We start from the raw sequence: 12,407 nt of genomic DNA, 5'->3' as shown, positions 1-12,407 counted from the left end.
TGACTTCTCACAGCCGCGACCGCGCCCGCGACACCGCGGGGACGCTGATACCGGTCGTCTCGCCCAGCGCCTCGGCCGCGCTCAGCAGCCACTCCGCGCGCTCAACCCGCGAGTCGAGGTCGCCCGGCCCGATCCGGTAGCGCTCGACCAGCTCCTCGACGGTCGCGCCGCCGATCCACTCGTCTAAGATGCGCGCGGTCTTCACCGACTCCAGCCACCCCTCGAAGTCGTCGGGGTCGGTCATGTCCGTCGTCAGGCGGGCGGCGTTCGTCCGCGCGAACTGGTAGACGTCCGCGCGCTCCTCGTTTCCGAGGTAGGTGTCCTGCATGTCCGGCGTGTCGCAGATCACCTCGAAGGCGGTGAGCGTCGTCGCGTCCGGCAGGTCCGCGGCCGCCCGGAGCCCGGCGACGATCCGCTCGCCGGTCTCGGGGCGGACGTACTGCTTCGAGGTGGTCTCGCCGACGGCCGTCGCGACGAGCCGGTAGTCCTCGACGCCGCCCGTCTCCCGGGCGACCATCCCGGCCGCGACGAGGTCGTCGACCGCGACGGCGACCGCGTCGGCCAGGCCGCCCGCGCCGGTCTCCCGCGCGTAGAACGTCCCCTCGAACACGTCGAGGACCTCCGTCTCGGTCGCCGCGAACCCCGTCGCGACCGCCGCGAGGACGTGGGTGCGGAGCGCGCCCGGGTCCGCGAGCTTCGACTCGACGGCCTCCGGCTCCCCCTCGACGTACCGCTCGCGCACCGCCTCGCGCGTGTCGGCGTCCGCGACGAGGACCGCCTCGCCGTGCGGGTCGAGTCCGGGGCGCCCCGCCCGCCCGCACATCTGGTGGACCTCGAGCGTCGGGATCCACGACATGCCGCCCTCCCCGTACCGGCGCTGGTCGCGGACCACGACCCGCCGGGCGGGGACGTTGACGCCGGCGGCCAGCGTGGGCGTGGCGCAGATACAGGCCACGTCGCGCTCGCGGAACGCCGACTCGACGACCGCGCGGTGGCCCGAGCGGAGGCCGGCGTGGTGGAACGCGACGCCGGCGCGCAGGCAGTCCGCGAGCTGCCGGCCCGTGAGCGTCCCGTCCACCTCGGTGGCTTCGTCCGCCGCCGCGGCCGCCGCGTCCTCGACCCCCAGCTCCGACGCGAGCCCGTCGTCCGCGAGCCGCTCCGCGAGGTCGACCGCCTCGCGGCGGGAGCGGACGAACGCGAGACACTGGCCGCCGTCCGCGACCGCGTCGGAGACCAGAGCGGCCGTGACCTCGGTCGGGTCGGTCTCCGCGTCGTCGTCTCCGGCGTCGTCGCCCCCGGAGCCGCCGTTGACCGCGTCGGGATCGACGTCGTCGACGCCCGTTTCGCGGTCGGCCGCGACGTCGACGGAGAGGCTCGTACCGTCGTCGAACGCGACGTCTCCGCCCACGGCGACGCCAGTCCGCAGCTCGACGGGGCGCCAGTCGGACTCGACGAGGGCGGCGTCGAGCCAGTCCGCGATCGCCTCGGGGTTGTCGACGGTGGCCGACAGCGCGACCGTCTGGAGGTCGGGGTTCCGGCGGCGGAGCGTCGCCAGCGTCACTTCGAGCGTCGGCCCGCGCCGCTCCGCGCCGAGCAGGTGGACCTCGTCGACGACGACGCAGGCCAGCTCGTCGACCCACGAGGCGCCGTTGCGGATGGCCGAGTCGACCTTCTCGCTCGTGGCGACGACGACGTCATTGCCCGCGAGCGCCTCGCCCGTCGCGTCGAAGTCGCCGGTCGAGATGCCGACGTCGACGCCGGGCAGCGCCGCGAACGTCTCGTACTTCTCGCGGGCGAGCGCGCGGAGCGGACAGACGTACAGCCCGGGGCCCTCCGCGGTCAGCAGCGCCAGCTGGGCGACGAACGTCTTGCCCGACGCGGTCGGCACCGCGGCGACGACGTCTGTCCCCTCGCAGACGCCCGCCTCGACCGCCGCGCGCTGTGGCGGGTACAGCTCGCGCACGCCGCGCTCGGAAAAGTGGTCGACGACGGACTGCGAGAGCGGCAGGTCCCGGACGCGCATGTACCGCTCGTTCGGCTCGATCGGTCATAAAGAGTCGGCAGAATCCCCCTCGCAACGGGCCGTGCGTCGGCGTCGGAGCTAGGAGTCGGCGTCGAACTCCTGAAAGAGCTTCTCGTAGTCCTCGTCGTCGGTCGCGACCGCGTCCCGCGACTCGTCGGCCTGCTCTCGGAGGTCGGCGATCCGCTCGGTGAGCCGCTGGTACTCCTCGTTGTCCGCGAGGTCGCTCGCGCTCTTTTCGGACTCTAGCATCGCCTTCTTCGAGGTCAGCGAGAACAGCTCCTGAACCTCCGAGTCGTACTCGCCGCGCCGCAACAGCCCCTCGACCGTCTCCCGAAGGGTGTCGCTGGTGACGGGCTTGACGAGGTAGTCGTCGAACCCCATCTCCAGGATGTCGAAGTCCGGCTCGACGGCGGTGACCATCGCGACCCGGCAGTCGATGCCGCGCTCGCGGACGGCGGTAAGCACCTCGTCGCCGGAGAGTCCGGGCATCCGTCGGTCGAGGAGGATGGCGTCGACGTCGTTGTCGGCCTCGTCGAGCTGATCGAGGGCCTCGTGGCCGCCGTACGCGGTTCGGACGCGGTACTCGTCGCCGAGCCAGGCGGCGTACAGATCTGCCAGATCGGGTTCGTCCTCGACCACGAGGACCAGCGGCGGTTGCTCACTCATGGATGACGGGAGCGAGGGGGTGTTCGCTCACACGTTTCCTCTCTTCGCTGGCTATATTAAAATACCTCTTCGACGCGCCGCGGGATCGGTCCCGCCGTCGGGCTCGGGCCCGGTCGCGCCCGGCCGAGCCGACGGTCCGGAATTACTCGTCCGGGCTGTAGTTGGGCGCCTCGTCCGTGATCATCACGTCGTGCGGGTGGCTCTCGCTCTGACCCGCGGTCGAGACGCGGACGAACTCCGCGCGCTCGTGGAGGTCGGGGACGGTCTCCGCGCCGACGTACCCCATTCCGGAGCGAATCCCGCCCGTGAGCTGGTGAAGCTCGGAGGCGAGGCTCCCCTTGTACGGAGTGGCGGCCTCGACGCCCTCGGGGACGAACTCCTCGTCTTCCTCCTCCTCCTTGAGGTAGCGGTCGCCGCCGCCAGATTTCATCGCGCCGACTGACCCCATCCCGCGGTACTGCTTGTACTTCTTCCCGTTCATCGTGATGACGCGGCCCGGCGCCTCGTCGGTGCCGGCGAAGTAGGAGCCGAGCATCACCGCGTCCGCGCCCGCCGCGAGCGCCTTGATAGCGTCGCCCGAGTAGCGGATGCCGCCGTCCGCGATGACCGGCACGCCGTGTTCGGCGGCGACGTCCGCGACCTCCGCGACCGCGGTCATCTGGGGCATCCCCGCGCCGCTGACGACGCGCGTGGTACAGATCGAGCCCGGCCCGATACCGACCTTCAGCCCGTCCGCGAAGTCGACGGCGGCCTCGGCCGCCTCGCGCGTCCCGACGTTGCCGACGACGACGTCGGCGTCGACGGTCGCTTTGATCGCCTCGGCGGAGTCCAAGACGTTGAGATTGTGCGCGTGCGCGCAGTCGATGAAGATGATGTCGACGCCGGCCTCGTCGGCCGCGACGGCGCGCTCCTCCTCGAAGGGGCCGACCGCGACGCCGGCGAGCAGGCGGCCGTCATCGTCGCGGGCGGCCTCCTCGTGTTCGCGGCGCTGGAGGACTCCCTGCATCGTAACGAGTCCGACCAGCCGCTCGGCGTCGTCGACGATCGGGACGCGCTCGATCTTGTGGTCGTACATCAGTTCGAGCGCCTCGCGCGCGTCGACGTCCTCCGGCGCGGTGATGACCTCGTCGGTCATCGCCTCGCGGACCGCGTCGTCCTCGCCCACCTCCAGGTACGGGCGGATGTCGGTCCCGGAGATGATCCCGAGGACCGTGTCGTCGTCCGCGACGACCGGCGCGCCGGAGACGCCCTGCTGTTCCATCACGGCGTCGGCCTCGCGGACGGTGTCGTCCGGCGAGACGGTGACGACGTTCTCGCGGCGGATGACGAGTTCGTGCGCGCGCTTGACGCGCTCGACCTCGGCGGCCGTCTCCTCGACGGTCATGTTACGGTGGAGGACGCCGAGACCGCCCTCGCGGGCCATCGCGATGGCGAGGTCGCTCTCGGTGACCGTGTCCATCGCCGCCGACAGCACCGGGACGGTCAGTTCGACGGTCTTCGACACACGAGTGCTCAGGTCCGCGTCGTCCGGCTCGACCCGGCTCTCCTTCGGGCGGAGCAGCACGTCGTCGAACGTCAGCGCTTCCGGAACGTCGAGCTTCTCGGAGAATCGGCCAGAATCTGTCGCCATATAATCCGTCATGAACGGCCGATGAAAAGCGTTGCGAGACGGCACGGACGTGGTGGTTGTTCACATTCAAATACGTGTTTTACCCACGTTCATGTGTACACAGAGGGCAGACGCGGTCGCGTTCGGAGCGACTCGACGCCCGTGCCGCTTCGGGTGAGAATCGGGCCGGCCGGGCGTGACCGGTTCAACTGCCGAGGAATGATCGGAAAAACGCGGAGTCAGCCGACGTATCCTCGTCGACGAGAGACGTTCGCCGTCGATCCATCGTGTCGTGCGGACACGTCTCACACAACCTTTAACGCGACCGAAACACGTATATTAGGTATGGACTCCGACAGTCCCGTGAACGCGCGCATCGCCGGCCAGTCGAACGCCGACCTCGGCGTCCGCTTTACAGCCGGCAATCCGCGCAAACACTTCACATGGGCTCGTCGGACCTCCCGCGGCGTGGACTCCGCGTGCTGGTCCCCGGACCATCGCGAGTCGCACGCGTCCCACCGCCGCCCCGTCGGTCAGGGCTATCGTCCCTAAATGAGCACTTCACGCCACCCGGTCGCCCTCCGATTAGAACAGCGGGTCGGGAGCGCGACGCGGTTGCTCGCGACCGTGATGGTCCTGCCGCTCGTCGACGGCATCTTCCCCGCGTTAGTCGTCGCCGGCGTCCTCGGGTCGGCCACCGGCGTCGTCGAGACGGGAATCCTGATCTTCGGCGGCTCCGCGACCGCCGCGGTGATCCTCGCGGAGATGGACGGCACCCGCCGGGAGATGGTGACCTCCGTGCTGCTGATCGGCGCGGTGATCATCCCGGTCGCCGCCGTCGAGGCCGCCCTCGCGCCGACCCTCCAAGGCCTCCTCGACCTGCTCGTCTTCGAGCGGTTCGCCGGGCTGGTCATCCTGACGATCGCCGCCAAGACCGCAAGCTCCGAGATCGGCGAGTACCTGCCGAGCCCGGGCGTGATCATCGGGCTCGGTCTCGTCGCGAGCTTCGACCCGTCGGGCTTCGCGTTGGAGACGTCGACCGAGTACGTGGTCAACGGCACCGCGGCCGCCGCCGTCGGCGTCGGATTCGCGCTGTCGATCGCGCTGCTGTCGCCGCACCTCCGCGGCCGCGTCGACATCGATCGCTTCCGGTTCGGCTCCGCGGTCGCGCTGGGCGTACTCGCGCTGCCGATCCTGCTCGGCCCGTTCGACCTCATGCAGACCGACGCCCCGGTCGCGCTCGCGGTGCTCGCGGTGACGACCCTGTTCGCGTACGACCCGAACGCGGAGGGCGTGGGGTCCGCCGACGGCGACGACGCGCCGGACGATGGCGACGGGCCGGCGGACGGGTCCGCCGACGAGGGGGAGACGGACGGCTCGGAGTCGACCGATTCCGACGAGTCGGACACGGACGCGCCGGGCGAACCCCCGCTCGACGCCCCGCCGGAGGGCCCGTCTCCCGTCGTCGACGACGACGTGGCGGTGCTCGCGAACGGCGGCGAGGGTCGAGAGAGCGACGACGACGCAACGGACCCGTTCGCGGACGACGACTCGCGGGCGCCGTGGCTGTGACCCGTCCGCGCCCCGCGCGTGTCGCCGGGGTTTAGGTACTCGGTCCCGAACGGCCGGTATGTCGAACCGCGTCGTTCAGGGGCGGATGGTGACGCCCGAGAAGCTCGCAGAGCTGGTCGAAGGAGAGTCGGTGCTGGAGGCCGAATCGATCACGGACGCCGACCGCGACTGCCCGGAGTGCGGCGGCGACGTCATCTCGGTCGGGTACATGCCGAGCGTGACCGAGTTCGTCACCGGCTACAAGTGCCAAGACTGCGACTGGAGCGACGACGACCGGGAGTAGCGGTACGCTCCGCCCTCGTCGCCCGGCGCGAGGAGCGCCGGTTTTCGCGGGACCGAGAGCGCGTCGCCGTCCCCCGAACGGCTTCGATCGAAACCCCTTTATCCGCGTTTCGGCAACGGTCTGATGCGAGATCACGCGGGGCTGTGGCCAAGCCAGGCATGGCGACTGACTCCAGAGGCTTGCGCCCGGGACGACACTCCAGACTGATATACCGAGCGGCCGACTGATCATCGGTCGTGTTGACGACCCTCTGGAGTTCCGAGGCGCACCGGAGATATCAGTCGATCGGGGGTTCAAATCCCTCCGGCCCCATTTTCTGCTGCCGCGAGCAACGTCGCGAGCGGCAGCGATATGCCGAGGAGGGATTTGAACCCAGCGGACGAGCGGAGCGAAGTCCGCGTGGTTCACAATCCCTCCGGCCCCATAGCGGTTTTCACCCTAACGTATCACTTCTTAGTAACAGGTATTCGAGAAAAACAGGTCCGTAACCGGAGGTGTCGGCGCGTGAGCCTCGGCTACTCCGGGAGCTTCACCGCCGAGAAGGACCGCGAGTTCTTCTGCGACACCTGCGGTGCGCGCTGTACGCGCAGCATCAACGGCGACCTCGAGTACGGCCACCTGGTCGGCTGTCCCGAGCGCCTCGACGAGTTCAAGATCGGTACCTCCGAGGGCCGGCGCTACCGTCCCGACGAGGGCTCAGACGGGGGTGCGTCCGCGTGAGCGACGACGACCTTGGTCATGCGAGTTCGCTCGCGGAACAGCTCCGGGTCGCGGAGGAGACGGGAACCTTCCCGACGAGCTCGCAGAGAAACGCGAGGACGACGAGACCGAGGAGGTGGACGATGTCGAGTGAACGGGTCACCGCGCCCGGCGTGGGCCACGTCGGCCCGCTTCTCTCGGCGCGCTGTACGGGCTGCGGGAAGACCTCGGAGAAGGGGTCGAACAACTACGAGAAACAACGAGTTGAAGTTGCCAAAGTCAAGCGTCGGATCCGTCGGAAGGTGCTGGACTACCAGCACAAGATAACGACATGGCTCGTCCGTGAGTACGACGCCGTATTCGGCGAAGACCTGAACGTGAAGGGGATTCTTGAACAGTCGCACAACACTCGAAACAAGCAGGATGCGGCGTAGCGACAGTTCATGACCCTGCTCGAATACAAAGCAGAACTGTACGGCAGTCACGTCGTACAGGTCGAAGCCCGAGGCACGACCAGAGAATGCGCGTCGTGTGATGTGGAGACAGCGAAACCCATCTGGGTCAGGGAACACTCCTGTCCGTCGTGTAGATTTGAGACGGACAGAGACGCGAATGTGGCGATGAACGTCTTACAGAGAGGATGTTCTGAATTAGGGCTGGGATGGCCCGGAAACACGCCCGTGGAGACTGTGACCGCTACGGACACGACTTATACAACGCAAGGAGAATACCTGCGCCTTTAGGCGCGGGATGAATCCGGCAACTCGTTCAACAATCCACCGCCGATGGCAAGGCCGGGTACTTCACGCTCTCAGCCGAACCTTTACAAGAGAAACTCATCCTGAGTCCGTGTCTGTAAGTCACGTCGTGGGAATGGGAAGCCCTTGGGCTTGACCCCGAGGCGATTCACGAACCGGCGTCTCCACGTATGAGAGTTCGCCAAACTTCACCGAAAATCTATATCGGCGTAGGCACAGACGTTGGTTCCTGAGTGATTGACGCTCATTGCTCTTCGACGACAGAGAGTTGATCAAGAGCGTCGCTAGCACGCCCTTGAGCAACCTCCGTATCCGTACCGGTCGCAACGACGACACCCATGCGCCGACCGTCGTACGCCTCTGGTTTGCCAAACAACCGGATAGCCGTCGCTGGTGTCTTGAGCGCATCAGCAACGCCGGTGAACGCTGGCATCTCGATCGATTCGTCGGCGACTAATGCCGCGCTCGCGCCAGGTTCATCAACGGTCACGTCTGGGACCGGAAGCCCCAGAATAGCGCGTAAGTGAAGTTCGAACTGGCTGTGTTGTTGCGACCCAAGAGTTACGAGCCCCGTGTCATGCGGACGCGGCGACAGCTCACTAAACAACACTTCTCCATCGCGGACGAAAAATTCGACCCCGAAGATTCCGTTTCCGCCAAGCCCAGCAGTAACCTGCTGGGCCATTTCTTGAGCAGCCTCCAGTTGCGTGCTAGTGAGTCGGTGAGGCTGCCAGCTTGTCCGGTAGTCACCACCTTCCTGTGTGTGTCCTATCGGTGGGCAAAACGTTGTTCCGTCGGCGTGTTGGACCGTCAAGAGAGTGAATTCAGCGTCGAAATCGACTAACTCCTCAACAATGACCCGTCCAGTATCCGAGCGGGATCCAGCTCGAGCAGCCTCCCAAGCGTTATCAATCGTATCGGCGTTGCGCACGATCGACTGGCCTTTTCCAGACGACGACATCGTCGGCTTGACGACGACCGGAACTCCAATATCCGCAACTGCCTCACTGTACGCGTCGTAATTGTCAGCGAACGCGTACTCGCTCGTCGGGACTCCAATATCCTCTGCGGCGAACTCACGAATCCATTCGCGATCCATCGTCAGCCGCGTCGCTTTGGCAGTAGGAACGACATCATACCCCTCGTCTTCGAGTCGCTCCAACTCATCTGTCGCAATCGCTTCAATTTCTGGGACGATCAAGTCGGGCGTTTCTGCCGATACGACATCTCGGACGGCGACCGCATCAGTCATATCGATAGTGTGTGACCGGTGGGCTGCCTGCATCGCCGGGGCGCCCTCGTACCGGTCGACAGCGATTGTTTCAATACCCAGCTGTTGAGCCGCGAGCACGACCTCTTTGCCGAGTTCTCCACTCCCGAGTAACAGTACCGACGTCGAACTGTTCGCACCGGGCGTCCCGAGCCGATCCGCGTGTGTTGGCGACACACGTAGTTGATCGGACGAGCAACCAAAAAGATGGGAGTGACACCAGAAACCGACCTCAAATATCGGGTCATTCTGAGACTAATTTTGGGTGACAGGGACTAGTTGAAGTGTCAGTCGTTGGCAGCAGAAACCTCGGCCTGCCCCTGCCAGAGGTTCGCATATGTTCCCTCGCCCGCAACCAGTTCTTCGTGCCCACCCCGCTCGACAATCTGGCCCTCATCCATTACGATAATCTTGTCTGCGTTCTGGATCGTTGAGAGCCGGTGCGCAATGATGAATGCGGTTCGCTCCTCGACCAGCCGCTCAAGACTTTCTTGAATCAGCTCTTCGGTCTCCGTATCAACATCTGATGTGGCCTCATCAAAGACGATGATCTCAGGATCATTGAGTAGTGCCCGGGCGATGGCGAGACGCTGCCGTTGGCCGCCCGAGAGTTTGATACCCCGCTCGCCAACTTGCGTGTCGTATCCATTCGGGAGGTCTGTAATGAACTCGTCAGCTGCGGCGGCCTCTGCCGCCTGCTCAACCTGATCGCGGGCGCTTTTGTCAGGGTCTTCTGCCCACTCGGCGTCAAGTATCTCGCGGTCGCCGTACGCGATATTCTCTGCGACAGTCCCCGAGAACAGGTACGGATTCTGCTCCACAATCGCGATCGAATCCCGTAACGACTGGAGATCACACTCCCGGACGTCAGTCCCGTCAACCCGGACTGCCCCGTCATCGACATCGTGGAAGCGGGGAATGAGTTTCAGGAGTGTTGACTTGCCGGCCCCGGTCGCCCCGGCAAGCCCGATGGTTGTTCCCGCGGGAACATCAAGCGAGACGTTTTGGAGGACAGGCTCGCGGTCCCCGTAGGCGAACGTCACATCGTCAAACGTGACCCTCCCGTCGACCGACTCAGGGACGTACGCCGAGTCAGGGCTGGTTATTGTCGGCTCGCGGCCAAGTAACCCGAACACCCGCTCGGCACTCGACTTCGCAAGCTGGTACTTATTTGCTGACTTCCCGACACGACGCATCGGCGAGTACAGCCGCCGCAACAGGAGGAAAAAGAGCGCGAACCCACCAAGGGTCAGTGCCCCTGCCTCGCCAGGAACGCCAGTGATGATATCAGTGCCACCGATGTAGAGAACGAGGACGAACACGACGCCGGTTAACAGCCGCAGCGTCGCAAAGAACCCACGTCGGATTCGCAGCGCCGCGACCTTCTCATCGTGGTACGCCTCGCTCTGCTCAGCAACCCGATGCTTCTCAAAGCCATACCGGTCGAACGACTTAATCACCGCAGCGCCACCAAGGTTGTTCTCAAGCCGCGTGTTCAGTCGAGCGACGGTCTCGCGAATCGATTTATACCGCGGCTCGATCCAGGTGAGAAACTGGCTACTCGCCAGTCCGATGACCGGGACCGGTGCGAGCGCGACGAGCGCCAGCTTCGGCGAGTATGTCCACAAGATGATCGCAATCCCGCCGACCGTTGCGATCACGCGGATGAGTTGTCGAAACTCCGTGTTCAGGAACTGCTCAAGCCGATTGATATCGCTGTTGAGGATCGACATCATGCCGCCTGTCTGATGATCGGCGAAGAAATCCATCGAGAGCCGCTGGAGATGGTCGTACGTGTCGTTTCGCAGATCACGCTGAACCTTCTGCGCAGTCGCTTGAAGCAGATACCGGGACACAAACCGAGCGACCGACCTGACCAAGTACGCGAGAACCGCGATGAGCACGAGTTGTTCGAGCACCGCGAGGCGAGCCGCTTCGCCGGTGATCTCACCCGGGGACAGCAAGCCCACGTCGGTCAACAGTCCCGCGTCGGCCGAGCCGCGGATCGCTCGATCGATGGCGGCCGCGACGACAATCGGTGGGATCAGTCGGGCAAATCTCGTGAGGAACGCCGCGAGCACGCCGAGCGTGAGAGTTACCCAGTAGGGTTTGGCGTAGCTGAGCAAACTCACCATCGGGTGGCCGTCGACGTTCTCCCGAGCGTGTTCGAACCCGCCGTGGTCGTCTGTCACTGGATTCGCTAGTGTGCTCGCGCACAAGTATTCGGTGACATGGCGCTGTTACGGGGAATCAAGAGGAAAGCTTCGCGCTTCAGTGCGGGGAGGACGTCAAAGCGTTCGTTCGTCGCGGATCGCCTCGGACCCGATCGATTTCGCTTCGTCGATACCAGCTAATCCCATCGTGAGGTCGAACTGCGAGAGCGTGTTCTCTAAGACATTTCGCACGCCAGCCTCACCGGAGTGAGCGAGTCCGTACGCGAACGGGCGTCCGATCATGACGGCGTCGGCTCCCAGCCCCATCGCCTTGAACGCGTCTTCGCCGCGTCGGATGCCCGAGTCGAACAGCACGGCCGTCCTGTCGCCGACTGCGTCCGCGACCTCTGGCAGCGCTTCGACTGCCGAGATCGATCCGTCGACCTGCCTACCGCCGTGGGTTGACACTTGGATCCCATCGGCACCGTATTCGACCGCTGTCTTGGCGTCCTCGGGGTGGAGCACACCCTTGATAACCACCGGGAGGTCCGTCCGATCGAAGACGAACTCGAGGTCGTCCCATGTGAGCGACGCGTCACCAAACACCTCCAAAAAGTGGTCGACAGCCGCTTGCGCGTCTTCCTCGGGTGGGGCGTCGAGCGATTCACGGAATGCGGGATCAGAGAAGTAGTTTGCCATCCCCTCTCCTTCCAGGAAGGGGTAATACCCGCGCTCTAACAGGCGCTCGCGCCACCCAAGCGTTGGCGCGTCGACCGTGACAACAATAGCGTCGTAGTCGGCTGCCTCCGCGCGGTCAAGGAACGACGCGGCGACCTCACGATCCGAAGACCAGTAGAACTGAAACCACTTCGGGGTGTCTCCTAGCGTCTCCGCCACCTCTTCAAGTGGCGTCGACGACAGCGACGACAGCACGAACGGCACGTTCAGTTCCTCGCACGCACGAGCGGTCGCGGTCTCTCCCTCCTCGTGTAGTAGCGTCTGGACACCGAGGGGCGTGACCATGAGCGGATACTCGTGTTCGGTTCCGAGCACGTTGACCGAGAGGTCACGGTCGGCTACCCCCCGTAGCATCCGCGGCACGATTCGCCACCGCGAAAAATCCTTATTCCGCTCGAATGTCTCTTCGGTGCCCGCTCCGCCGTGGACGTACGCCTTCGCGTTCTCTGACATCCGCTCGAAGGCCGCTTCCCGGAGTTCGTCGTACGAAAGCGGGAAATCAGGCGTTTCCCCGTTGTACATGCCGCGACGATACGCCTCACGAATCCGCTTCACTCCGAATTGCTCAGCATGAACATCGCCGCTTTCTCTCGAATCGCCTGGCTCTCCTGTGTCCATCTGTTCCTCAGGTTTAGT

9 protein-coding genes, 1 tRNA gene and 1 pseudogene are annotated in these 12,407 nt (G+C 65.2%); 5 read left to right on the top strand and 6 right to left on the bottom strand.

The window, feature by feature from the left end; translation table 11 throughout:
* Positions 1 to 7: 7 nt before the first annotated feature.
* The 3 genes from KI388_RS03460 to guaB all read right to left on the bottom strand — a co-directional run bounded on the left by KI388_RS03460 (position 8) and on the right by guaB (position 4,319).
* Positions 8 to 2,023 (bottom strand): DEAD/DEAH box helicase, encoded by a 2,016-nt coding sequence (locus KI388_RS03460; RefSeq protein ID WP_215087991.1) that lies wholly within the window; start codon positions 2,021 to 2,023, stop codon positions 8 to 10.
* Between the two features lie 78 nt (positions 2,024 to 2,101).
* Entirely contained in the window at positions 2,102 to 2,689 is a 588-nt protein-coding gene (locus KI388_RS03455; protein WP_215087990.1) for a HalX domain-containing protein, read from the bottom strand.
* Between the two features lie 142 nt (positions 2,690 to 2,831).
* Positions 2,832 to 4,319 carry an IMP dehydrogenase gene (gene guaB / locus KI388_RS03450; RefSeq protein WP_215087989.1) on the bottom strand — a complete coding sequence of 496 codons (1,488 nt, stop codon included), beginning with the start codon at positions 4,317 to 4,319 and terminating at the stop codon, positions 2,832 to 2,834.
* A gap of 531 nt (positions 4,320 to 4,850) precedes the next feature.
* On the opposite strand from guaB, the gene KI388_RS03445 reads away from it, so the two are divergent.
* The 5 genes and pseudogenes from KI388_RS03445 to KI388_RS03425 form a co-directional block, all read left to right on the top strand.
* Positions 4,851 to 5,870, top strand: coding sequence for a DUF5794 domain-containing protein (locus tag KI388_RS03445; protein WP_215087988.1), 1,020 nt, complete (start codon positions 4,851 to 4,853; stop codon positions 5,868 to 5,870).
* 58 nt (positions 5,871 to 5,928) lie between these two features.
* Positions 5,929 to 6,153 (top strand): DUF5795 family protein, encoded by a 225-nt coding sequence (locus KI388_RS03440; protein ID WP_209546124.1) that lies wholly within the window; start codon positions 5,929 to 5,931, stop codon positions 6,151 to 6,153.
* Between the two features lie 137 nt (positions 6,154 to 6,290).
* Positions 6,291 to 6,465: transfer RNA gene (locus tag KI388_RS03435), tRNA-Trp, on the top strand.
* Positions 6,466 to 6,657: 192 nt separating this feature from the next.
* Complete coding sequence (locus tag KI388_RS03430; protein ID WP_215087987.1) at positions 6,658 to 6,873, top strand: hypothetical protein; 216 nt, start codon at positions 6,658 to 6,660, stop codon at positions 6,871 to 6,873.
* A gap of 209 nt (positions 6,874 to 7,082) precedes the next feature.
* A pseudogene (locus tag KI388_RS03425) lies at positions 7,083 to 7,595 on the top strand (transposase); the annotation flags it as partial.
* 259 nt (positions 7,596 to 7,854) lie between these two features.
* Here the strand turns inward: KI388_RS03425 and purT are convergent.
* The 3 genes from purT to KI388_RS03410 form a co-directional block, all read right to left on the bottom strand.
* Complete coding sequence (purT, locus tag KI388_RS03420) at positions 7,855 to 9,057, bottom strand: formate-dependent phosphoribosylglycinamide formyltransferase (protein WP_215087986.1); 1,203 nt, start codon at positions 9,055 to 9,057, stop codon at positions 7,855 to 7,857.
* A gap of 110 nt (positions 9,058 to 9,167) precedes the next feature.
* Positions 9,168 to 11,072 (bottom strand): ABC transporter ATP-binding protein, encoded by a 1,905-nt coding sequence (locus tag KI388_RS03415; RefSeq protein ID WP_215087985.1) that lies wholly within the window; start codon positions 11,070 to 11,072, stop codon positions 9,168 to 9,170.
* 96 nt (positions 11,073 to 11,168) lie between these two features.
* Complete coding sequence (locus tag KI388_RS03410) at positions 11,169 to 12,389, bottom strand: lactate 2-monooxygenase (RefSeq protein ID WP_215087984.1); 1,221 nt, start codon at positions 12,387 to 12,389, stop codon at positions 11,169 to 11,171.
* Positions 12,390 to 12,407 lie beyond the last annotated feature (18 nt).

Origin of the sequence: Halorubrum sp. 2020YC2 (assembly GCF_018623055.1) — an archaeon.
Lineage (GTDB): Archaea > Halobacteriota > Halobacteria > Halobacteriales > Haloferacaceae > Halorubrum.
This window is presented reverse-complemented; position numbering and strand designations above follow the sequence as displayed.